Annotated in this window: 21 protein-coding genes; 4 read left to right on the forward strand and 17 right to left on the reverse strand. The window is 50.1% G+C overall.

From position 1 onward, the window contains the following. Window positions 1-3 precede the first annotated feature (3 nt). The 9 genes from mobB to acsA form a co-directional block, all read right to left on the reverse strand. Window positions 4-486 carry a molybdopterin-guanine dinucleotide biosynthesis protein B gene (gene mobB, locus NSQ19_RS10015; RefSeq protein WP_061575951.1) on the reverse strand — a complete coding sequence of 161 codons (483 nt, stop codon included), beginning with the start codon at window positions 484-486 and terminating at the stop codon, window positions 4-6. Continuing rightward, on the reverse strand, window positions 446-1,744 hold the full coding sequence (locus NSQ19_RS10020; protein WP_340702794.1) for a molybdopterin molybdotransferase MoeA: 1,299 nt from the start codon (window positions 1,742-1,744) through the stop codon (window positions 446-448). Before NSQ19_RS10020 ends, mobB begins: the two co-directional genes overlap by 41 nt. Next, window positions 1,641-2,321, reverse strand: coding sequence for a molybdenum cofactor guanylyltransferase (gene mobA, locus NSQ19_RS10025; protein WP_046721540.1), 681 nt, complete (start codon window positions 2,319-2,321; stop codon window positions 1,641-1,643). Before mobA ends, NSQ19_RS10020 begins: the two co-directional genes overlap by 104 nt. Then, on the reverse strand, window positions 2,318-2,818 hold the full coding sequence (locus NSQ19_RS10030; RefSeq protein WP_013859968.1) for a MogA/MoaB family molybdenum cofactor biosynthesis protein: 501 nt from the start codon (window positions 2,816-2,818) through the stop codon (window positions 2,318-2,320). Before NSQ19_RS10030 ends, mobA begins: the two co-directional genes overlap by 4 nt. A 4-nt stretch (window positions 2,819-2,822) precedes the next feature. Then, the gene (gene moaA, locus NSQ19_RS10035) at window positions 2,823-3,824 is read right to left on the reverse strand and encodes a GTP 3',8-cyclase MoaA (RefSeq protein WP_026104877.1); all 1,002 of its coding nucleotides are present in this window, start codon (window positions 3,822-3,824) and stop codon (window positions 2,823-2,825) included. Between the two features lie 349 nt (window positions 3,825-4,173). Further along, a complete protein-coding gene (locus tag NSQ19_RS10040) occupies window positions 4,174-4,881 on the reverse strand; it encodes a sulfate/molybdate ABC transporter ATP-binding protein (protein WP_061566131.1) in 708 nt (235 codons plus the stop codon). Next, window positions 4,841-5,560, reverse strand: coding sequence for a molybdate ABC transporter permease subunit (gene modB / locus NSQ19_RS10045; protein WP_340702795.1), 720 nt, complete (start codon window positions 5,558-5,560; stop codon window positions 4,841-4,843). The genes NSQ19_RS10040 and modB overlap by 41 nt, the downstream gene beginning before the upstream one ends. A gap of 3 nt (window positions 5,561-5,563) precedes the next feature. After that, the gene (gene modA, locus NSQ19_RS10050; RefSeq protein WP_340702796.1) at window positions 5,564-6,352 is read right to left on the reverse strand and encodes a molybdate ABC transporter substrate-binding protein; all 789 of its coding nucleotides are present in this window, start codon (window positions 6,350-6,352) and stop codon (window positions 5,564-5,566) included. A 165-nt stretch (window positions 6,353-6,517) separates the two neighbouring features. Further along, window positions 6,518-8,236 (reverse strand): acetate--CoA ligase, encoded by a 1,719-nt coding sequence (acsA, locus tag NSQ19_RS10055; protein WP_265114987.1) that lies wholly within the window; start codon window positions 8,234-8,236, stop codon window positions 6,518-6,520. 223 nt (window positions 8,237-8,459) lie between these two features. Here acsA and NSQ19_RS10060 point away from each other — a divergent pair, with 223 nt between their 5' ends. The 3 genes from NSQ19_RS10060 to NSQ19_RS10070 are packed head-to-tail and all read left to right on the forward strand — an operon-like array spanning window position 8,460 to window position 10,918. Then, window positions 8,460-9,092: a GNAT family N-acetyltransferase gene (locus NSQ19_RS10060; protein WP_013859974.1), complete on the forward strand. Its 633-nt coding sequence runs from the start codon at window positions 8,460-8,462 to the stop codon at window positions 9,090-9,092. Window positions 9,093-9,119: 27 nt separating this feature from the next. Continuing rightward, window positions 9,120-9,767, forward strand: a complete 648-nt coding sequence (locus NSQ19_RS10065) for an acetoin utilization AcuB family protein (RefSeq protein ID WP_014097698.1) — start codon at window positions 9,120-9,122, stop codon at window positions 9,765-9,767. Next, a complete protein-coding gene (locus NSQ19_RS10070) occupies window positions 9,764-10,918 on the forward strand; it encodes an acetoin utilization protein AcuC (RefSeq protein WP_340702797.1) in 1,155 nt (384 codons plus the stop codon). Before NSQ19_RS10065 ends, NSQ19_RS10070 begins: the two co-directional genes overlap by 4 nt. A 90-nt stretch (window positions 10,919-11,008) precedes the next feature. Here the strand turns inward: NSQ19_RS10070 and ccpA are convergent, their stop codons facing one another. The 6 genes from ccpA to NSQ19_RS10100 all read right to left on the reverse strand — a co-directional run bounded on the left by ccpA (window position 11,009) and on the right by NSQ19_RS10100 (window position 19,306). Then, complete coding sequence (gene ccpA / locus NSQ19_RS10075) at window positions 11,009-12,007, reverse strand: catabolite control protein A (protein ID WP_133536247.1); 999 nt, start codon at window positions 12,005-12,007, stop codon at window positions 11,009-11,011. A 340-nt stretch (window positions 12,008-12,347) separates the two neighbouring features. Next, window positions 12,348-13,424 (reverse strand): bifunctional 3-deoxy-7-phosphoheptulonate synthase/chorismate mutase, encoded by a 1,077-nt coding sequence (locus NSQ19_RS10080; RefSeq protein ID WP_017553447.1) that lies wholly within the window; start codon window positions 13,422-13,424, stop codon window positions 12,348-12,350. A gap of 329 nt (window positions 13,425-13,753) precedes the next feature. After that, window positions 13,754-14,131, reverse strand: coding sequence for a YtxH domain-containing protein (locus NSQ19_RS10085; protein WP_061575939.1), 378 nt, complete (start codon window positions 14,129-14,131; stop codon window positions 13,754-13,756). An 18-nt stretch (window positions 14,132-14,149) separates the two neighbouring features. After that, entirely contained in the window at window positions 14,150-14,674 is a 525-nt protein-coding gene (locus NSQ19_RS10090) for a DUF948 domain-containing protein (RefSeq protein ID WP_019720690.1), read from the reverse strand. Between the two features lie 202 nt (window positions 14,675-14,876). Further along, window positions 14,877-16,190 (reverse strand): UDP-N-acetylmuramate--L-alanine ligase, encoded by a 1,314-nt coding sequence (gene murC / locus NSQ19_RS10095; RefSeq protein WP_061575937.1) that lies wholly within the window; start codon window positions 16,188-16,190, stop codon window positions 14,877-14,879. A gap of 290 nt (window positions 16,191-16,480) precedes the next feature. Beyond that, complete coding sequence (locus NSQ19_RS10100) at window positions 16,481-19,306, reverse strand: DNA translocase FtsK (RefSeq protein ID WP_340702798.1); 2,826 nt, start codon at window positions 19,304-19,306, stop codon at window positions 16,481-16,483. A 174-nt stretch (window positions 19,307-19,480) separates the two neighbouring features. Here NSQ19_RS10100 and NSQ19_RS10105 point away from each other — a divergent pair, with 174 nt between their 5' ends. Then, window positions 19,481-20,116 (forward strand): YhcN/YlaJ family sporulation lipoprotein, encoded by a 636-nt coding sequence (locus NSQ19_RS10105; protein WP_340702799.1) that lies wholly within the window; start codon window positions 19,481-19,483, stop codon window positions 20,114-20,116. A gap of 51 nt (window positions 20,117-20,167) precedes the next feature. Here the strand turns inward: NSQ19_RS10105 and ytpR are convergent, their stop codons facing one another. After that, window positions 20,168-20,773, reverse strand: a complete 606-nt coding sequence (gene ytpR / locus NSQ19_RS10110; protein WP_340702800.1) for a YtpR family tRNA-binding protein — start codon at window positions 20,771-20,773, stop codon at window positions 20,168-20,170. Window positions 20,774-20,786: 13 nt separating this feature from the next. Beyond that, a complete protein-coding gene (locus NSQ19_RS10115) occupies window positions 20,787-21,581 on the reverse strand; it encodes a DUF1444 domain-containing protein (protein ID WP_061567105.1) in 795 nt (264 codons plus the stop codon). Window positions 21,582-21,619 lie beyond the last annotated feature (38 nt).

Below are 21,619 nucleotides of genomic sequence, written 5' to 3' on the forward strand. Positions count from 1 at the left end.
TTTTCACCCCTTTAAAAACGCTTCAACCCATTCGACGCAGCTTTTCCGGTCAGAGAGTTTCATGCAGCCGGATAATGCCGGATTCAGGCTGAAGGCGGCCCGCACATTCGGCAGGCTGAGCAAATCCCTGTCTTGTTCATCACGCAGGCAGACCACTTTCGGATAAGGCGCGTATTTGTAGCCTTCTATCAGCAGCAAATCAAGCGGCAATGCCTCGTACCAGCCGATTAGCTGCTCCAGTGCGAGCCCTTGATCGGCACGAACGGCGAGGACAAACAAGCCGTCCCCTTCCACCCCGGCTGCCCGGGCACCCGCTTCAAAGTGCCGCGTGGAATCTTTGCCGGGAGCGAGCAACGGCTTCCCGCCATGGCCGTGGTGTTTCAGTGTTCCGACCCGGTATCCGTTATCCGCCAAAGCCCGTGTCCAAAGTTCGGCAAGAGCGGTTTTACCGCTGTCTTTGCGGCCTGCGATCTGTAATATTTTCATCCCAAAGAGGCGCCCCTTCCCCGTCTTCCAGCATCAGCACATCCACCATGGTCCCTTTTGTAAAACCGCGGGACCCGCCCGGCAGCACAATCAACGCATCCGCTTCTATTAAAGAGGAAACAATATTCGATTTGTCCCTTCTTACCGGAAGCGCGTGCAGCAGGCCTTCCTGATAAGAAAGTTTGGCGCGGACAAAACGGGTGAACGGGTTTGGTTTCGGGAAATCCTCCCCAAGTACAGCCTGCGTTTTTTTCAAATAAACATTTCGTTCGCCAAGCATCGTTTTTAAGTATGGGCGGACGAACAGTTCAAAACCGACGTAGCAGGCGGACGGATTGCCGGAGAGGCCGAAAAGGATTTTCCCGTCCAATTCGGCCGCCGATGTCACGCTCCCCGGGCGCATCGCCACTTTATTGAATAAAAGCGTTGCCCCCAGCTTTTCGTAGACTTTCGGAATATAGTCAAAATCGCCGACCGAAACGCCGCCCGTTGTCATGACGATATCCGCTTCCTTAACCGCCTGCCTAACCGCTTCATATGTTTCCTCGAAATCATCCTTCACAAGCCGGTAAAAAACCGGTTCGCCCCCGGCGCGGATGATTTGCCCCCAGAGCATATAGGCATTGCTGTTGCGGATTTTCCCTTTTTCGAGCGGCTCGCCGGCTTCGAGCAGCTCCGTCCCCGTTGCAATAACGGCGGCTTTCGGTTTTTTTGTGACCGGCACTTCTGTATATCCGAAAGTTGCAAGCGCCGCCATTACGCCCGGATTAACGAGCGTGCCTTTCGGGACAAGCACTTCGCCTTTTTTCATATCTTCGCCAATGCCGACAATGTTCTCACCGGGCCGGACTTTCCGTTTAATCTGCACAAATGTTTTCCCGTTCTGCACCACTTCTTTTGTGAGCTCCACCATGATCACGGCATCCGCCCCGTCCGGGATGGCGGCGCCGGTCATGATTTTCACGGCCTGATTCGGCTTTATCCCTTCATCCCATGTAAAACCTGCCCCGATTGTGGCGACAACTTCAAGGAGAACGGGGTGGTCCGCGCTCGCTTCAAGTGTGGACCCGGAAAAAATCGCATACCCGTCATACGGCGACCGTTTAAACCACGGCACGTCATGGGTTGCAGCCAAATCATCGGAAAGCACCCGGTTAAAACTGCTCTGAATCGGCACAAGCTCCTTTTCGCCTGCAAGCGGATGGGCCATCACTTTGCGGATGGCCTCCGCCACTTTGATTGGTTTTCTCATCAACATCACCGGCTTCTTTTTGTTGTAAAATATAATCTTCTTTTGTATTGATATTGGCAAACGCCTTTTCCTGCGCAAAATCGATAAATTTCAGGCGGCAGCGTTCAAAAAGCGCCCGCATGCTGAGGCGGCCTGTTTCAAGCTGCTCCCTTACTTTTTCTTTCACCCTGTTGTGAAAAACGGCAACGAGCGGCTGGATTCTCCCCTCTGCCCGGGCCACGATGGCGTCATATGCCGGATCGCGTTCTTGAAGCAGCCGGGCAACCGTTCTTTTTCCGATCCACGGCGTATCGCACGGCAACACAGCGTACCACTGGGCGTCCACTGCGAGCATCGCCGAATAAATGCCGGCGAGCGGGCCTTTTCCGCGGTAGCGGGGAAGATCGCAAATCACCTCAATCGGCCGGTTGCGCGGGATTTTTTCCGCAAGCCCGGGCCGCGCTACCACAATGATCGCCCCAGTTCCGGCGAGCGCATCCACGCTGCGTGCGACCATCTCTATGCCGCCGATTTTCGCAAGCGATTTTTCGCCGCCGAACCGGCTCGACTTCCCGCCTGCCAGAACAATTCCGGCTGTATTCATTGCCGGCTGAGCTCCCAGACAATATGCTTTAATTCCGGCAAAATGAGTTTTTTCATGGCAAGGGACACGGCGTTGCTGGAGCCCGGCATTGAAAATACGGCTTTTTTCCCGATTGTGCCGGCAAGCGCTTTGCTGAGCATCGAGGCGCTTCCGATTTCTTCATAACTTAAATAGCGGAACAGCTCGCCAAAACCGGGCATTTCTTTATCGAGGAGCGGCCGGACCGATTCCACTGTAACATCCCTTTTCGTAAAGCCGGTGCCGCCGTTCAGCAAAATGGCATTGGTGGTTTCTTTCGTCTGTAAAACCGCCTGCCTGATTTCGTCCGCTTCATCTTTAACGATGCTGTATTCCGCCGCTTCCATCCCTTCCTGTTTTAACAAATCTATCATCAGCCTGCCACTTTTGTCTGTTTCTTCCGTCCGGGTATCGGAAACGGTGATCACTTTGCACAGCACCGGAAGATCGGCCTGTTGTTTATGTTCTTTCGTGCTCAATCCTTTACCCTCCAATATACGACATTTCGATCCGTTTTCCTCTAAAAGTCGGGTTTTTTCCCCGTTCTTGTGAGTAGCGGTCCGCTCGGTTCTGCCATATGCCTGCAATGCGGGCAGCCAGCACTTCATCGCTTGCCCCTTCCCTTATGGCGCCAAGCAGGTCCGTGCCTTGTGCGGCAAACAGGCAGGTGTATATTTTCCCGTCTGCCGACAGCCGCAAGCGCGTGCAGTCGCCGCAAAAAGGCTGGGATACGGATGAAATGAACCCGACTTCCGTATCCGTCCCTTTGTAACGGTACCGTTTGGCAACTTCCCCGTAATAATTTTCTTTCAACGGTTCAAGCGGCATTTCTTTTGAAATCATGTTGAGAATTTCTTTGCTGGTCACGACTTCATCCAGCTTCCATCCGTTCAGGGAGCCGACATCCATAAATTCGATAAAACGGAGGGAAATCCCTTTTTCCTTGAAATAGGCGGCCATCGGTACAATTTGCGAATCGTTCATCCCTTTTTTGACCACCATATTCACTTTGACTTTGATGCCCTGGCGGATGGCTTCCTCCATCCCTTCCAAAATTCTTGCCGGTTTTGCCCCGACGCCGTTGATGGCCGGAAAGATTTCCGGATCGAGGGCATCCAGGCTGACATTGATGCGCGAAAGGCCGGCCTTTTTTAACGGTGCGGCATATCGTTTCAACAGAAAGCCGTTCGTTGTCACCGATAAATCTTCAAGGCCGCTGATTTGATGGAGCATGGCCACAAGCTGATCGATGTCTTTCCGCAGCAAAGGCTCCCCGCCCGTCAGCCGGATTTTCCGGACGCCAAGGGATACAAAAAGTCTCGCAAGGCGCGTGATTTCTTCAAATGTCATGAGTTCGGACCGGTTCATAAAACAATATTTCTGGCCGTTATCGGCAGGCATGCAGTACGTGCAACGGAAATTGCAGCGGTCCGTTACCGAAATCCGCAAATCCAAAAGCGGCCGGTTCAGCTTATCGGTCAGCATGTTCTCCATCATCTCCGTTTTAAATTCTGTTTCTCTGTTAAAAATGCATTTGCCAAATGTTTGCAGGCGCCCGGCTGCCATTCTTAACCGCCAAAGTTCCCATTCAATTGTAAGGCGCACGCACTGGCCACGGTTTGTTATGCCGCGGGAACCCGGGCATCCTGCCGGGCGGCCCACCGCTTTCTTCGGTCCCCGGTTCTGCTTCCACGGTTCCGAGCATCTTGCCGGGCGCACACCGCTTTCTTTGTCCACGGTTGCCATGTTTGCCTGAAGCATGCCGCTTCTTTGAGAGGAATCCGGGCATTTTACCGGACGGCACGCCTTTTTCTTTGGTCCCCGGCTCTCATGTTCAGATTCCGCACTTTCGGGCATCTTGCCGGGCGGCTGCGTGTTTCAGCACTTCGTTTTTCGGGCCCGCCTGCAATACTTTCCCGTTTCTGTACAAAATGACATTGTCGCAAAGCAGATCAGCCTCTGCCATATTGTGGGTAACCAGCAAAACGGCCCCGTGAAAATGATCGTGAAGAAACGATAAAAATTCTTCCATCACAAGTTCCTTCGTGTCCGGGTCCAGTGCGGAAAAAGGTTCATCCAAAAGCAGGCAGGAGGGCTCCGTGATGAGCGTCCTTGCAAGCGCCACACGCTGCTTTTGCCCGCCTGACAGTTCAGCAGGGTAGCGGTTTTCAAAACCTTCCATTTTGATTTTTTTCAGAAAAGCAGCCGTCTTCTCTTCTATTTCCTTTTTTGGCCGCCCCTTTAAACCAAATGCAAGATTTTGTTTTACCGTTAAATGCGGAAAAAGGGCGTAATGCTGGAACATATAGCCCGTATGGCGGTGCCGCGTCTTGATATCCATATGCTTTTCCTTATCAAATAATATCCGGCCGTTTAGTTCAATCTTTCCTTCATCGGGCTTGTCGATCCCGGCAATGCACTCCAGCGTCAGGCTTTTGCCGCTTCCGGACGGCCCTAAAATGCCGGTGACGCCGGGGCCTGCTTCAAATGCGGCATCCAGCTCAAATTCCGGAAATGTTTTTTTTATGTTTATGCGGAGCATGCCTGCTGCCACCCCTTCCCATCTTTTTTTCCATCCGCTTCATGCCGTATAAGACGGCCAGCGATAAAAACGTCATGATCGCAACGAGGAGCCCTGCCGTCCGTTCATCCCCGTTCATCAGGCAATTGTAAATGGCAATGGACATCGCTTCCGTTTTTCCCGGAATGCTGCCGGCCACCATTAACGTTGCCCCGAAGTCGCCGAGGGCGCGTGCAAATGCAAGCATGACGCCGCTTGTGAGCCCCCGCCATGATAAAGGGATCATGACAGAAAAAAAGATATTCCATTCCGTCCGCCCCAAAAGGCGTGCGGCATGAAGGAGCGATTCATCAATACCGGCAAAAGCCGTGCGCGCCGACTGGATGAAAAATGGAAGGGATACGCACATTGCCGCAATGACCGCTCCTGTTTGCGTAAATACAATCGTCACTCCGAATTGTTGTTCAAGAAACCGGCCGAACACACTTTGCCTTCCGAGGATCACGAGCAGATAATAGCCGAGCACGGTCGGCGGCAGCACAATCGGAAGCGTCAGCAAAGCGTCTGCCACATCCGCCGCTTTTCCCTCCGACCGGCTTAAAAGATAGGCTGCCAACAGTCCGGGGATAAGGGAAAAAACAGTTGAAAGCAATGCCACTTTAAAAGACAGATAGATGGGAAATAAATCGACCTGCCCCACTTGTTACTGCCCCGCAGACACTGCATAGCCGTATTTTTTCATCGTATTTTGCGCTTCCTTGCCGGCTAAATAATGCACAAATTTCTTCGCGGCTTCCTGCTTTTTCGAGCTTTTCACAACCCCTGCCGTCTGTTTCAGCGGATTGTACAGGCTGCTTGAAATGCTGGCAATAGCCAGCTTTTCACCTTGCGCAAGAGAAAGAGAAACGATGCCGGCTTCTGTATTTCCCGATTTTACGTATGTGAGGGTATCTGAAATATTTTTGGCGTAAACCAATTTTGATTTCACTTCATCCCAAATCCCCGCTTTTTGAAGCGCTTGTTTTGCCGCCAATCCGTATGGCGCTGTTTCCGGGTTGGCAATGGCAATTTTTTTCACCTCAGGGCGGGTTAAATCTTTAAGGCTGCGGATGGAAAGATGGCTGCCCTGTTTGGCGGCAATCCCGATTTTCCCGTAGGCATAGACGATTTTTGTGCCAGGAACGAGCATGTTTTTATCCGCCAGCTGGTTGACGTAATCCGCGTTCGCTGCCGCAAACACATCATACGGCGCGCCGTTTTCAATTTGCTGCTCCAGCTCGCCGGATGCGGCAAAAACAAGTTTCACCTTGATGCCGGTCTGTTTTTCAAACTGTTTGCTGATTTGCCGGAAAGACTTTGTCAAATCTGAAGCTGCCGCTACACTAATTTCTGTTTGTTTCGATTGCTTTTTGGTGGAGCCGGATGCACGCCCTTGTGCGGAACAGCCCGCAAGCAGGAAAAGGCAAAGCAACGCCATACCGAACCTTTTCATATTGAACACCAACCTTAACTTTTATAAAAGGATATGTTTTTATGATAGCGGAATATTTTTTCTTTCTCAATTTTTTCACTTACCTGGGGATTTTTCCACTGTTCCGTATCACTGAAACCTTTAGATAGAAAAACCGGGCAGCACTAAAGCTGTCCGGTTTCGTACTCAATCTTCCATTGTCGAAAGGTCGCCGGTCGGCAGGTCCAGTTCCCAGGCTTTCAGGACGCGGCGCATGATTTTCCCGCTCCGGGTTTTCGGCAGTTTTTCGCAAAACTCGATTTCCCGCGGCGCGGCATGGGCGGCCAACCCTTTTTTCACAAATTGGCGGATTTCTTCCTTCAGCTCATCTGACGGTTCGTATCCGTCCCTTAAAGCGATAAAGGCTTTAATAATTTCGCCGCGGACCGGATCCGGCTTGCCGATGACGCCGGCTTCCGCAACGGCCGGATGTTCGATCAGTTTGCTTTCCACTTCAAACGGCCCGACCCTTTCGCCGGACGTCATGATGACATCGTCCACGCGGCCCTGGAACCAGAAATAGCCGTCCTCGTCCATATAAGCCGAGTCACCGGAAACGTACCAGCCGTTCGGGAAAAAGTAAGATTCATATTTTTGCGGGTTGTTCCAGATGGCACGCATCATGGAAGGCCAGCCTTTTTTAATGGCGAGATTGCCCATCCGGTTCGGCGGAAGCGGATTTCCCTGGTCATCAACAATGGCCGCTTCAATGCCAGGGAGCGGTTTCCCCATCGATCCCGGTTTGATATCCATGCAAGGATAGTTGCAGATCAGCTGTGCGCCGGTTTCCGTCATCCACCATGTATCATGGATGCGGAGCCCGAATACTTCATTGCCCCAGCGGATCACTTCCGGATTCAGCGGTTCACCGACACTTAAAATATGGCGCAATGTCGAGAGGTCATATTGGTTAATGATTTCATTGCCGGCCCCCATCAGCATCCGGAACGAAGTCGGGGCGCTGTACCAAACGGTGACGCCGAACCGTTCAATCGTTCTGTACCACGCTGCCGGGCTGAAGCGGCCGCCGACAACGACGTTTGTTGCGCCGTTTAACCATGGCGCAAACACGCCGTAAGAAGTTCCCGTTACCCATCCCGGGTCTGCCGTGCACCAGTAAATATCATCTTCTTTTAAATCAAGCACCCATTTTCCCGTCTGGTAATGCTGGATCATGGCATTATGGACATGGAGGACGCCTTTTGGCTTTCCGGTTGAACCGGACGTATAGTGGAGGATCAGCCCGTCTTCCCGGTCAACCCATTCGATTTCCAGTTTATCGGAAGCTTCGTTAAAATATTTCAGGTAGTCTTTGTACTTTCCTTCTTCTTTGACATTTTCCCCGACAACAAAGATGGTTTCCAATGCCGGAAGCTGGCCGGCCGGGACACGCCCGACAAGGTCAGGGGTTGTCACAAGCACTTTCGCTTCACTGTCTTCAAGGCGGTCTTTTACAGCCCCTTCCATAAACGCTTCAAACAGCGGGCCGACAATGGCGCCGAGCTTGATGGCGCCAAGCATGGCAAAATACAGTTCCGGAGAGCGCGGCATAAAGATGAAAACGCGGTCACCTTTTTGGACGCCCGCTTTTTCTTTTAAAACATTTGCCGCCTTGTTTGTCAGCCTTTTCATTTCATAGTAAGTATATTTCTCGTTGCGTGAATCACTTAAGTACATGAGCGCTACTTTATTTTTGCGGGAGCTTTCCGCATGTTTGTCAATGGCTTCATACGCCAGGTTGACACGCCCTGTTTCATACCATGAAAAATTTTTCTCGGCGTCTTTCCAGCTGAACGTTTTGCGGGTTTCTTCATAGTTTTTCAGATTGAAATCCCCTTGTACGGTTGGTAACGCTTCCAGTTTCATGTAAGGTCCCCCTTTGTTTAGATTCACACATTTATTATATATGAAAACTGTTTTATTCACAATTTAAAACTTCTTTCCGCAAATGCCACCATTGTGAACAATTCTGGAATTTCCCTTTTTCCATATTGTTTTTGTTCTGTAAACATGAGATGATGAAATTGTGAAATGAACGGTCATTCATCATACTGTTTTTTCTTTGATTTGTTCAAGGGATGGTGGAAAAATGGAACATAAGAAAACATATTATGCTATCGAATTGCCTACAAAAGCAGGGCCGCTTGTGATTGAAGGGCCGGTTCCCGGGAAAAGGCTTGCGGAAATGGAATTCCATGAAGACTTAAAAGCTTTCCGCCCCGCGCCGAAACAGCATGCTGCCCTGATTGAAATTGCCGACCTGCCGGAGGGGAGGATCATTCTGGCACGCAGCGGCAATACAATCGTCGGCTATGTCACGTTTCTTTTCCCGGACCCGCTCGAACGCTGGTCAGAGGGCCATATGGACAATCTTCTCGAACTCGGCGCAATCGAAGTCATTCCGGAATACCGGGGATGCGCTGTCGGCAAGCATTTGCTGAAAGTCTCCATGATGGACGACGCGATGGAAGATTATATTATTATCACGACCGAATATTACTGGCACTGGGATATGAAAGGAACCGGCCTGAACGTGTGGGAATACCGGAAGATGATGGAAAAAATGATGGCAGCAGGCGGCTTGAAATGGTTCGCCACGGACGATCCCGAAATTTGCTCGCATCCGGCAAACTGCCTAATGGTGCGGATCGGGAAAAGAGTCGATCAGGAATCGGTTGAAAAATTTGACCGGATCCGCTTTAAAAACCGGTATATGTACTAAAACTTCGGCAAAAGGGGATGGGTAAAGATGATTGTGGAAGAAATCATGCAAAAAGACGTCAAGACGCTGTCGCCCCGGCATACCGTACAGGACGCGCTAAAATTGATGCAGAAGGAACAGATCCGCCATATCCCGCTGCTCGACCAAAACGGCAAACTGTGCGGGGTCGTCACTGAACGTGACATCAAGGAAGTGGCGCCCAATCCGTTTTTCCCGGGCGAGCAGCTGGAAAAACTTTCGCTGCCGCTTGAAAAAATTATGAAAACGGACCTTTTGACAGGGCATCCGCTCGACTTTATCGAAGACATTGCCGCGCTCATGAATGACAACCGGATCGGCTGCCTGCCGATTCTTGAAAACGGGCAACTGGCCGGGATTGTGACAGGGACCGATCTGCTTCAGACTTTTGTCGATCTGACCGGCGCAGGGCATCCGAGTTCGCAGATTGAAATCCGCGCCCGCAACCGGACCGGCATCCTGCGCGATATTACCGAAATCATATACGAACATCATCTGAATATTTTAAGTGTGCTGATTTACCCCGATCGTAAAAATGAGGAAAACCGTGTGCTCGTGTTCCGGGTCAGCACGATGAATCCGGTGTCCCTTATTACGCATTTGAAGGAGGCCGGCTATGAAGTACTCTGGCCGAATATGCCGGGGATGCCGCGATGAAAGATGCTGTTTTCGTCTATTCCGCCGATTTGCTGGCTTACCGTTTCCGCGATGACCACCCGTTTAATCAGATGCGGCTCCAATTGGTAAAAGAGCTGCTCGAAACGATCGGGGCTTTAAGCGGGGAGGATATCGTCAAACCGCGGAAAGCTGCTGATGAAGAACTGTTGCTTATCCATGACCCGTCTTATGTGGAAGCCGTAAAACTGGCCGGCCATGGAAAACTTGATCCGGTCAAAGCTGAAAATTACGGGCTCGGGACAGAAGACACCCCTGTTTTTCCGAATATGCACGAAGCAAGCGCTTTAATCGCTGGCGGCACATTGCAGGCAGCCGAAGAAGTGATGTCGGGGAGGGCGCGGCATGCCTTGCACCTTGGTGGTGGGCTGCATCACGGATTCCGCGGCAAAGCTTCCGGATTTTGCATCTATAACGATACGGCGATTGCAATCAAATATTTGCGCAAACAATACGGCGCGCGCGTTCTTTATGTGGACACGGATGCCCACCACGGCGACGGCGTGCAGTGGGCTTTTTACGATGATGAAAATGTTTGTACGTTTTCCATCCATGAAACAGGCCGTTACCTTTTCCCCGGCACCGGTAATGTCAACGAATGGGGAACGGGAAAAGGATATGGCTATTCTTTCAATATTCCTTTGGATGCGTTTACAGAAGACGAATCATGGCTGGAATGTTATTCAAAAGCATTGGAAGAAATCGCCGCATATTTCAAGCCGGATGTACTGGTCACGCAAAACGGGGCGGACGCCCATTATTATGACCCGCTCACCCATTTGTCCGCGACGATGAACATTTACCGCGAAATTCCGAAACTGGCCCACAAAATTGCGCACGAATATTGCGAAGCCCGGTGGATTGCAACCGGCGGGGGCGGCTATGACATTTGGCGGGTCGTGCCGCGGGCCTGGTCACTCATTTGGCTGGAAATGGCGGAAAAGGCAGGCGGAGGCGGAGAGATCCCTGCTGCATGGCTCGAAAAATGGCAAAAAATCTCCCCCTACCCCCTGCCTGAAAGATGGGACGACCCGGAAGGTTTATACCGCCCGATCCCGCGCAAACCGGAAATTGAAGAAAAAAACCGGCTTGTGCTGAACCGGTTGCTGCAATTCATTAAACAAACAAAATAAAAAGCCGGCCCTGCCAGACCATTCTGGCAGCACCGGCCTTAATTTTATTCGTTTCAATGGTGCGCAGCGTTTTACGCCCATGCTGCTTTTTTATTTTGTCGAATTCCGGTACTCCACGCGGTGCGGCAGGATGACCTGGTTTTCCGTTACGGTTTCTTTGTTCATGTATTTCGTCAAAAGCCGCATGGAAACAGCACCGATATCATACAACGGCTGGACAACGGAAGTCAGCTGCGGGCGCACCATTTCAGCGAGACGCGTATTATCGGAAGAAACGACTTCCAGCTGTTCCGGAATGTTGACGCCGGCATCAAGGGCGCCGTGGATTACGCCGAGCGCCATTTCATCGTTTCCGACAAACACGGCCGTAGGGGTCTTGTCCAATTCCTGAAGCCGTTGCCATGCTTCTATGCCGGAATCATATGTATAGTCCCCTTCCAGCACATAATCCTCATTGAATTCGATGCCTGCGTTACGGAGCGCTTCTTTGTATCCTTCCAGGCGCAATTCGCGGTTGACCGTATCATGCAGCGGCCCGATTACCAATGCAATCTCCTTATGGCCTTTTTTGGCAAATTCGCTGATCACTTCAATGGTCGCTTTTTTATAATCGATATTAACGGACGGAATTTTCCCCGTAGGTTCAATCGACCCGGCGAGTACGATCGGGACTGAAGATTTTTCAAATTCCTCAATATGCTCTTCCGTAATATTCCCGCTCATAAACACAATGCCGTCCACCTGTTTGCCGAGCATCGTGTTCAAAAGGCGCAGTTCCTTTTCCTTATTTTGGTCGGAATTGCTTAAAATAATATTGTATTTGTACATCGTCGCGATATCTTCAATCCCGCGGGCAAGTTCCGCATACAGCATATTCGACACATCCGGGATAATGACGCCCACGGTTGTCGTCTTTTTGCTGGCGAGGCCGCGCGCAACCGCATTCGGGCGGTAGCCGAGCCGGTCGATCACTTCGAGCACTTTCTTCCTTGTTGTCGGTTTCACATTCGGGTTTCCGTTAACGACCCGCGAGACCGTTGCCATGGAAACGTTGGCTTCACGGGCAACATCATAAATCGTAATATTCATCTTTCAATCACTCTCCAATATACAAGTCCTGTTCATAGTTTTCACCAATCAGTCTGTCTTAAACATAGAAATGTAAGGCTTTTTCCTCTGGTGTATCGTACAAAAAAATGCCCAAACACGATCGCGTTCGACACTTTTATCGGTTCATTAGACTTCTCATTATACCATATATGATAAGCCAGGCAAAAACTTCCTGCAAGGTTTGACACAAAATTGCCACATTCTTCACAAACGAATTTAGCCAACCATCCGGATTCAACGTTTTATAACAGAATGTAGCCAACTGAAAAAGCGCCACAAAGAAAAACCTTCTGCAAGGCAGAAGGCTGGATGCAGATCCTTATATTTTCGCCGGCAAGGCGGATTGGATTTCCTGATAAAACGCATCGAACTGTTTCAAATCCATTTGCTGTGCGGCGTCCGAAAGCGCGACTGCCGGATCCGGGTGCACTTCCGCCATCACACCGTCCGCGCCGATCGCAAGCGCCGCTTTGGCAGCCGGAAGGAGCAAATCCCTTCTCCCTGTCGAATGGGTCACATCCACAAATACCGGCAAATGCGTTTCCTGTTTTAAAATCGGAACCGCCGTGATATCGAGCGTATTGCGGGTCGCCCGTTCGTACGTCCGGATGCCCCGTTCGCAAAGAATAATCTGTCCGTTTCCTCTTGACATAATGTATTCAGCGGCATTGATAAATTCTTCAATCGTTGCCGCGAGCCCGCGTTTTAAGAGAATTGGCTTCTGGATGGAACCTGCCGCTTTCAACAGCTCGAAATTCTGCATATTGCGCGCGCCGATTTGGATTACATCGAGGTAATCGGCCGCTTTTTCGAGATCAGCAGGTGTCACGATTTCACTGATCACAGCGAGATCATATTCATCGGCAATCTGCTTTAAAATTTTCAGGCCTTCAAGCCCAAGCCCCTGAAAATCATACGGAGAGGTGCGCGGTTTGTAGGCGCCGCCGCGAAGCAGTTTCAGCCCCTTCGCTTTTACGGATGCCGCAACAGCCGCAACCTGGTCGTACGATTCAACCGAACACGGGCCGAATACAAAATGCGGGTTGCCGTCGCCCACTTTTTCGCCTTTAATGTCAACAATTGTATTTTCCGGCTGTTTCTTCCGCGAAACAAGCAATGCTTTCCGGTGGTCATCTTCCTGCAGTTCAAGGGCCGCTTTAAAAATCTCTTTAAATAAATGTTCAATGGTAGACGTTTCAAACGGGCCATCGTGATGTTCTATAATGGCATTCAGCATTTCGCGTTCCCGGATCGGGTCATAGCGGCTTACGCCCTGGGCTTCTTTCAGTTTCCCGATTTCCTGGACGAGCTCACCCCGCTTGTTGATCAACTCCAGCAGCTTTAAGTTTACTTCTTCAACTTCTTTCCGCAATTGTTCAAGCTCTCTGTTCCCCACGTACCTCTCATCCTCTCTGTCAATATCCTTATCTCATTTTGTTGCCGGTGCCTGTTGCCATAAAAGTTTACAAGTGATTGCACTTATTATAATCGATTCATTTTAAAAAGTCACGGAAAAATTCTTTACTGGATAAACGCTTTTATGTACTAAAGCAACAACCGTCCTGTTATTGTTTTATATGTTTTTTTCGGAAAAGGTTCCCGCTCGGCCTGAAAAAAAGCGCACAAAAAGGGGCAGGCTCTTAGCCCGTATCATTCGTCTTGTTCTGTTTTGCCGCCTGAAAAGCGCAAAAAAAAGCGGCAGACATGCCGCTTTTTTTTGCGTCGTTACTCGCCGGCCGATGAGGAACTGCCTGGATTTGAACTTTGCTGGTTTACATCTCCCATATCCGTTTCGGCTTTATCTTTTGCCTGCTGCGCGGTCTGGACGGCGCTGTCTTTCAGCTGGCTGCCTTTCTGCACGGCAAAATCGCGTACTTGTTTTGTTTTTTCAGCAGCCTGCGAAGCCAGCTGGGTGCCTTTTTCGGTCGCAAATTCACGCCAGCCGTCTGTTTTTCCTTTGATGGTTTCCACCTGGCCGCTTAAGTCTTCCCGAAGTTCTTTCCCTGATTTCGGCGCCAACATAAGCGCTACCGCAGCACCGACAACACCGCCGACAATTGCACCAGTCAAAAAATCTTTCGTGGACATTTGTTCTTCAGACATGTAAATTCCTCCTTCAGTTTATGAATTTCTTACCCGTTGGAGCAGCCTTTCATCATTACGGGCCGGTTCTTCAAGAAGGTGTTTCGGGATAGGGTTTTGGGCATGGACAGGATGGGTTTCATTCGTGCCTGCACCTTTTTTGCCCGACCATCTATCTTTTATTTCCTTCAGCGCAGCGCCCCATTGCACGGCCTGTGCAATTTTGTCCTGCCTTTTGCTGACGGCCGAAGCAATCGATGTTGTGACTTTACGTAGCGTCTGGCTCAGTTGCTGGGCGGAAACACCGATATCTTCCACGGCATAGACGACACTGTTCAGCCTTTCCAATTTATGCTCGATGTCTTCAACCAGCACATTCGTTTTTTCTAGTAATTTTGTAGATTCCTCTGTAATGCCGTGCATCTGCCCTTCAAGGCCCTTTACCGTATCCGACAAGTTGTCCAATGTTTTGCTTAATGATTTCAATGTCCTCGTCAGGGCGATGACCAGAATGAGGAATGCAACAGCAATTAGCGCCACGCTCAAATACAGGATAATTTTCATCTTTCGTTACCACCTCCATGTACAATAAAATTACCCCAAATTGCCTTCCTTAAACAATTGGGGGTTGAAATCTTTGCGGGTACCACCCTTATTTTCGCATAACGGCCGCCTTATGCCAACAAAAATGGAAACATTTTCTGCTTGACAAATCTCATAACAAAAAGAGGCATTGCCCGCCTGTTTTTCGGACAATGCCTCTGCCTTACCGGCTTACATGCTTTTGCAGCAATGTTTCGTATGCCTTTTGGTACTTTTGGATATCCCCGGCACCCATAAAGAGGATGACACTGTTTTCAATGCCAAGAAGCGGGGACATGTCCTCTTCCTTGATAATTTGCGATCCGCCGACTTTTTCCTGCAAATCGTAAATAGAAAGCTTTCCGTGATGTTCACGCGCCGAGCCAAAAATATCGCACAGAAAAACCCGATCTGCAAGGTTTAAACTTTCCGCAAACTCTGTAAGAAATGCCTGCGTGCGGCTGAAAGTATGCGGCTGGAATACGGCGACAAGCTCTCTTTCCGGATATTTTTTCCGCGCGGCATCAATGGTTGCCTTAATCTCGGTCGGGTGGTGGGCATAGTCATCAATGATGATTTGCGTGCCGATTTCTTTTTCCGTAAAGCGGCGTTTGACCCCGTGAAATGTTTTTAAATGCGTTTTAACCGCTTCTTTTTCGATGCCTTCGTATTGGCAGAGGGCGATGACCCCGAGCGCATTCAGCACATTGTGGTTCCCGAAGGAGGGAATTTCGAACGTTCCGTAAAAACTATTGCGGACCACCACATCGAATTTCGTTCCTTGCGGCTCCGTCACAATATTTCTTGCCTGAAAATCGTTGCCTTCTTCAAAGCCATAAAAAACAACCGGCACTTTTGCCTGGATTTTTTGCAGCTGCTCGTCATCCCCGTAAGCGATGATGCCTTTTTTGACTTGCAGCGCCATTTCTTGAAAAGCGGAAAAGACATCGTCAATGTTCGCATAGTAATCCGGATGGTCGAAGTCAATATTGGTCATAATCGCATAATCCGGATGGTAGGAAAGAAAGTGGCGCCGGTATTCACATGCCTCAAATACAAAATATTCCGCTCCCGGAACCCCTTTTCCCGTTCCGTCCCCGATCAAATAGGAAGTGGGCTTGATCTCATGCATGACATGGGCAAGCAGCCCGGTAGTCGATGTTTTGCCGTGCGCGCCTGTTACAGCAACGCTCGTAAAATTTTTCAGAAACTCACCGAGAAATTTATGGTAACGGATCACAGGAATACCGCGTTTCATCGCTTCATCAATTTCTTCGTGCGTATCGGGAAAAGCATTGCCGGCAATCACCGTCAGGCCGGGGCGGATGTTTTCCCGGTTGAAAGGCAGGATCTTAATGCCGGCATCTTCTAATGCCTGCTGGGTAAAAAAGCGCTTTTCCACGTCAGACCCCTGCACTTCGTATCCGATGTCATGCAGGATCTGTGCCAGTGCGCTCATGCCCGATCCTTTAATCCCTACGAAATGGTATACAGTCATAATAGAACCTCCAACAATGTCTATATGTATGCAGTATATGATAAAAACCCGCCATGTGCGATAAGGCATGTTTCCACAGCAGCTGTACAGGCTTTATACGGCCGCCTTCATGCCCATCATAAAAAAATCATACTTCATCATTATATCATTTCCAGGCAGCCGTGAACATGAAAAAGCGGAATTTTGCCCGCAGCCCGCCGGAAGCCGGAAAGGGCAGCTCACATCCGCATTCTTCATGCCCTTTTTCCACTATCCTTGCCAAAACAGCTGCCGGCTATAAGGAAAAACCATCACTCTCTGCTTTCTGCTTCCTGCATTTGCATCAATTCGCTTTTCGTGATTAAAACATCCCGCGGCTTGCTTCCTTTCGCCCCGGAAATAATCCCCTGCTGCTCCATCATATCAATCAGGCGGGCAGCCCGGTTATAGCCGATCCGGAAATTGCGCTGCAAAAGTGACGTGGACGCCCCGCCCTGGTGAATGACAAATTCGCAGGCGTCGGGAAAAAGCTCGTCTTCTTCTTCGCCCGGTTCCGTTTGTCTCAGCAATTCTTCAGGCTGGAACAAATATTCAGGCGTTGCAGCTTCCCTTACATATGACACAACATCGTCGATTTCACGGTCGCTCACAAAAGTGCCCTGCAGCCGGACCGGTTTGGAAGTACCGTTTTCCAAAAACAGCATGTCCCCTTTTCCAAGCAGCTTTTCCGCCCCGCTCATATCGATAATGGTGCGCGAATCGACCTGTGAAGAGACGGAAAAAGCAATGCGCGTCGGGATATTGGCCTTGATTAAGCCGGTAATGACGTCCACGCTCGGCCGCTGTGTCGCCAGAATCAGGTGAATCCCGCAGGCGCGCGCTTTTTGCGCAATCCGGCAGATGGCATCTTCCACATCCCCCGGCGAGGTCATCATTAAATCAGCGAGCTCATCGATGACAATGACAATATACGGCAGCTTTTCGGAAAACCTGCGGGTACGGGCGGCCATTTCATTATAACGGTGAATATCGCGTACACTTTCATGGGCAAACAATTCATAACGCCTTTCCATTTCTTCAACCGCCCACTTTAATGCCGCTGTTGCCATTTTGACATCTGTAATGACCGGGCTGACGAGATGCGGAATCTGATTATATGGCGCAAGCTCCACCATTTTCGGGTCGATCAGGAGCAGTTTCAAATCCTGCGGCGCCGCTTTATACAGAAGCGAAACAAGCACCGAATTGATACAGACGCTTTTTCCCGATCCGGTGGCGCCTGCAATCAGCCCGTGCGGCATTTTTTGCAGGTCGGTTACAACCGGTTTTCCGGAAATATCCAGGCCCATCGCAACCGTCAACGGGGATTTGCTGTTTTGAAATACGGGATCGCCGATAATCTCACGCAAACGGACAGGGCGGCTTTTCAAGTTCGGGATTTCAATGCCGACCGTATGCTTGCCCGGAATCGGCGCTTCGATCCTGATATCTTTCGCAGCGAGGCTTAATTTTAAGTCGTCGTTCAGATTGGTGATTTTATTGACTTTTACGCCTGGTTCAGGCTGGACTTCAAACCGGGTAACGGAAGGCCCCTGGCTTGCATTTACCACTTTCGCGCGGACATTGAAATTTTCAAGTGCCTCATCCAGCGTATAGCTTTGTTCTTGGATCCACCCCTCATCCCGGGTCTGCTTTACCGGCGGCTCCAGCAACGAGAGCGGCGGGAAAGAAAACGGTTTTTCACGACTGTTTTCGGCCGGGTTTTCCTGTTCCGGCCGGGGAACCGGGGCCTCTTTTTTTTCTGTGATCTTCCGGCGATCCTGTTTCAGCATCAGCACGTTAAACGGCAGATGCTTTCTCGGGCGTCCTTCCGTTTTTGTTGCTTCGCCGGATGACGGAGAAATGCCCGCCGTTTCCGTATGCCGCTGTTCCGGTTCATTTCCTGCATTTTTTTCGGCTTTTTCCAAAGCATATGTCGAAGAGACTTTTTCCGGTTCATTTGCAAGGTCCGCCATGCTTGCCTTCGGAGAAACAGCCGCGGCTTTCCCTGTTTCCGGTCTGTTTGCCGGATCGGCTTCGGATTCCACTTTTCCAGGATCACTTGCCAGGCTGGCTTTCCCTGTTTCCGGTTCATCCGCCAGGCTTATGTCAGTTTTCTCCAATCCGTCTGCTGCTCCAGATTCCGGCGTTCCTATGCTATATTGTTCTGGCTCCATATTCTCCAAAGCGGACGCCGGGGTCTCTTCCGCTTTCCCTTTTGCCGGTTCACTTGCCGGATAGGATGCCATTGTTTCTTTTTCTGCTTCATCTGCCGGGTTTGCACCGGATTCTTCAGAAGAAATGGCCGCCGCATCCTCTTTTGGCAGCGCACTTGCCGGGCCGGATTCCGACGTTTTCACTTTCGGCTGTTCCGATTCATTAGACGGAATTGCGCCGGGTACTTCTAGCCTGTATGCCGTTTCGGATTCCGGCGTTCCTGCGGCTTCATCTGCCGCACCTGGCGAATCTTCGCCGTGCCCTGTTTCCGTTTGGACAGATTCGCCCTTTTCCGCCTGATCCGCTGTTGTGCGCCCGGCTTGATCTGCCGGTAAATCAGTTTGTTCCTCTTCGAACCATTGATCCGCCATTTGGATGCCGTGTTCCGGTTCTGCCGGGTTCCCTTCGCCGTCCGTGCCCGGATTTTCTGCAAAATCAAGCGATTGCTGCAGTTTTGCCATATCGAATAGATGGATATCCTTTTTATAATGATCTTCCAGCTCGTATTCCAACACTGTTGTTTCTTCTTGCGAAGGCAAATCATTTGCCGGCCGTTTGAATCCAAAGACCGGGGAAGGGATGTCCGTCGGCCGGAAAGGATGGCCTTTTTGCACCTTTTCTCCCCGTTCTGGCCGTGGATCCGGACGATGTTTTTTTGCCCGCGGTTGCTGCTTTTCCGGTTTTTCAGTCGTCTTCCGGCGTGCCCCTTCCTGATCCGGAATCACAGGAAAACGAAACTGTTTTTTCGGATAATGATAAGCCACACGGGTATCTATTTTCTCCGGGCGTGCCTGGTAAAGCCCGGCCGCATCCGGGGCCTCTTCGTGCACGTTTTCATCTTTGAAGTATTTTGCCATTTTTTTAATCCAGCTCAAATTCATCACTCTTTCCTATGCTCATGCGTCCGAAGAGCCTTTCAAAAATTCCTCTCACCTTCCATTATACAAAGGAAACACATGTTTTTCGAGGGATTTTTTAACACAGGCACGCCAGCATAAAAAAATCGGGGTTAGGCACATTATGAGTGATACTATCTTTTTGAAGGAGGGAATGGATTGAAGATCGCAAAAGCATTGCTCGGCATCGGGCTTGCATCCGGGCTGTTAATGGGATGCGGAAACAATAACGGCACCGGCGACAATAACGGCACCCGCAACAATGCACGGCCTGTACGATATAACGACACAGCCGACAATAATGATGTGCGTTACAATAACGTCCGTTACAATACAGGAAGAACAAACGGCAATAACGGCGCTGATTTGACGAATAATACACGGGGTACACAGGGGATCAACAACGCCAATTTGACGAACAATAATGGCAACGGCAACAACAATAATAACAACAACAATGTCCGGGTGGCCAACCGTATTGCGCGCAGCATTGAGGATTTAAAAGAGGTGGCACAAGCGCACGTCATCGCCACGAATGACAATGCTTATGTGGCTGTCTTGCTGGAAAGGAACCAAAACAACGACAAACTTGACAAGAAATTGAAAAACAAAATTTCAAAAGTCGTCAAGCAAACCGATCCATCGATCAATGATGTGTACATTTCCGAAAACCCGGATTTCTTTGACCAGATGAGTGATTACGTCAACGACATCCGGAATGGCCGCCCGATTTCAGGATTTTTTAACCAGTTTAACGATACCATCCAGCGTGTCTTTCCGAATGGATCAAGATAAGTAAAAAAGGGCTGCATCACGCGTGATGCGCCCTTTTTTGCCATCCCGGCTTTATTTTGGCAGCGGAAATTCGCTTCCGACTTCGTACTGCCCGTCGAGCACTAAGATGCCCTTTTTCTGCGGCGCATTCGGGAGCCCGAGTTCACGCGCCGAGCAGATCATGCCGCTTGAAGCCACACCGCGCAGGACAGCATCTTTAATGATCATCCCGTTCGGCATCACAGCGCCTGTTTTTGCAACCACTACTTTTTGCCCGGCTTCCACATTCGGCGCGCCGCAGACAATTTGCAATGTCTCAGTGCCGGTGTCAACCTGGCAGATGCTTAAATGGTCGGAATCCGGGTGCTTTTCCTTTTCTTTTACATACCCGACAACGAATTTCGGGGAAAGATCGGCGTCAAGTTTTTCATTGAACCCATTTTCGGCGAGAATTCCGTTCAGCTTGTCGACCAAAGCTTCCGTCAGTTTCACGGGGCCGCTTCCTTCAAACCCCCCGTACCGGGATGCTTCGAAAATATTGAACCCGACTGTTTCTTTTGTCTTTTCATCATAAATGCGGGCGACAGTGCCCCTCTTTTCATAAGCGGCATGCTCCGTCTCTTTGATCATGACAATCAATGTATCGCCGATGCCTTCGCGGTTGTAAAAAACATTCATAAACGTACTCCTTTCAAGACTTCCGGTTTTTGCCCAAAATAAAGACCGGCTCCAGTTCGCCGTCCTGATATAAAAATGAGAGGGCTGTAATCGGCACATGGCCGTTTGCAAAAAAATTCATCGCCATTTGCGCGATTATATCATAACCTGTTTCATTGCGGATGTCACCTATAATGAAAACATCCTGATGGGGAACGGCGAGGACCATCTCCCCTTCCGTTTTTACAGACATTTCCTGCAAAAACTTTTCATTTAAAATCCGGCTCGCATCATAGCCGTCATTCGTATTTAAAAAATAAAAATCATTCCCGGCGACAGTGTCTTTTTTCATTTTCGTGGAAAGCGACCGCAAATTAAACCGCGCCGTTTCCCGGACATGTTCCGGGCTCCATCCTTCCCGCTCCAGCATTTGAAAATCGATCAGCCTGTACGTATTCCCGAGGTCGAGCGCGTAATAAATGCGCGTCTCCGCCGTGTGCGCATCCGTTAAAAAAGGGATGCCTCCCGGGGCTTCTGCCGGAAAAGAAGTAGACCGGATCACAGGAAAAATACTTTTTTCCCGGCCATGCAGTGAATGGTTTTTCCCCATCACGCCGAGCGCTTCTTCCGCATAATAGACAACTTCTTCAATCGCTTCTTCTTTTTGGGAGACCCATTTGGCGGCAATCTCCGGCAGGGAAATATTGAGTCCCTGATGCGTGTCTTCATTTTCGACCCGGAGTATATCTTTTTCACGGTCATAGGAAAAAATGCGGCCTTTTTTCTCCAGCCTTTTTTCCAGTTCCCGCCTTAATTGTTTCGTATCCATTTTCCGGCTGGCACCTCCTTTATCGTCGGCTACGGAAA

It is taken from the genome of Weizmannia sp. FSL W8-1119 (genome assembly GCF_038008605.1).
Classification (GTDB): Bacteria; Bacillota; Bacilli; order Bacillales; family Bacillaceae_C; genus Weizmannia; species Weizmannia coagulans.

What these genes read in the sequence shown, in the direction of transcription:
- mobB (WP_061575951.1), bottom strand. Translation starts at nt 486, where the DNA reads ATGAAAATATTACAGATCGCAGGCCGCAAAGACAGCGGTAAAACCGCT.
- NSQ19_RS10020 (WP_340702794.1), bottom strand. Translation starts at nt 1,744, where the DNA reads ATGTTGATGAGAAAACCAATCAAAGTGGCGGAGGCCATCCGCAAAGTG.
- mobA (WP_046721540.1), bottom strand. Translation starts at nt 2,321, where the DNA reads ATGAATACAGCCGGAATTGTTCTGGCAGGCGGGAAGTCGAGCCGGTTC.
- moaA (WP_026104877.1), bottom strand. Translation starts at nt 3,824, where the DNA reads ATGCTGACCGATAAGCTGAACCGGCCGCTTTTGGATTTGCGGATTTCG.
- NSQ19_RS10040 (WP_061566131.1), bottom strand. Translation starts at nt 4,881, where the DNA reads ATGCTCCGCATAAACATAAAAAAAACATTTCCGGAATTTGAGCTGGAT.
- modA (WP_340702796.1), bottom strand. Translation starts at nt 6,352, where the DNA reads ATGAAAAGGTTCGGTATGGCGTTGCTTTGCCTTTTCCTGCTTGCGGGC.
- acsA (WP_265114987.1), bottom strand. Translation starts at nt 8,236, where the DNA reads ATGAAACTGGAAGCGTTACCAACCGTACAAGGGGATTTCAATCTGAAA.
- NSQ19_RS10060 (WP_013859974.1), top strand. Translation starts at nt 8,460, where the DNA reads ATGGAACATAAGAAAACATATTATGCTATCGAATTGCCTACAAAAGCA.
- NSQ19_RS10065 (WP_014097698.1), top strand. Translation starts at nt 9,120, where the DNA reads ATGATTGTGGAAGAAATCATGCAAAAAGACGTCAAGACGCTGTCGCCC.
- NSQ19_RS10070 (WP_340702797.1), top strand. Translation starts at nt 9,764, where the DNA reads ATGAAAGATGCTGTTTTCGTCTATTCCGCCGATTTGCTGGCTTACCGT.
- ccpA (WP_133536247.1), bottom strand. Translation starts at nt 12,007, where the DNA reads ATGAATATTACGATTTATGATGTTGCCCGTGAAGCCAACGTTTCCATG.
- NSQ19_RS10085 (WP_061575939.1), bottom strand. Translation starts at nt 14,131, where the DNA reads ATGTCTGAAGAACAAATGTCCACGAAAGATTTTTTGACTGGTGCAATT.
- NSQ19_RS10090 (WP_019720690.1), bottom strand. Translation starts at nt 14,674, where the DNA reads ATGAAAATTATCCTGTATTTGAGCGTGGCGCTAATTGCTGTTGCATTC.
- murC (WP_061575937.1), bottom strand. Translation starts at nt 16,190, where the DNA reads ATGACTGTATACCATTTCGTAGGGATTAAAGGATCGGGCATGAGCGCA.
- NSQ19_RS10100 (WP_340702798.1), bottom strand. Translation starts at nt 19,306, where the DNA reads ATGAATTTGAGCTGGATTAAAAAAATGGCAAAATACTTCAAAGATGAA.
- ytpR (WP_340702800.1), bottom strand. Translation starts at nt 20,773, where the DNA reads ATGAATGTTTTTTACAACCGCGAAGGCATCGGCGATACATTGATTGTC.
- NSQ19_RS10115 (WP_061567105.1), bottom strand. Translation starts at nt 21,581, where the DNA reads ATGGATACGAAACAATTAAGGCGGGAACTGGAAAAAAGGCTGGAGAAA.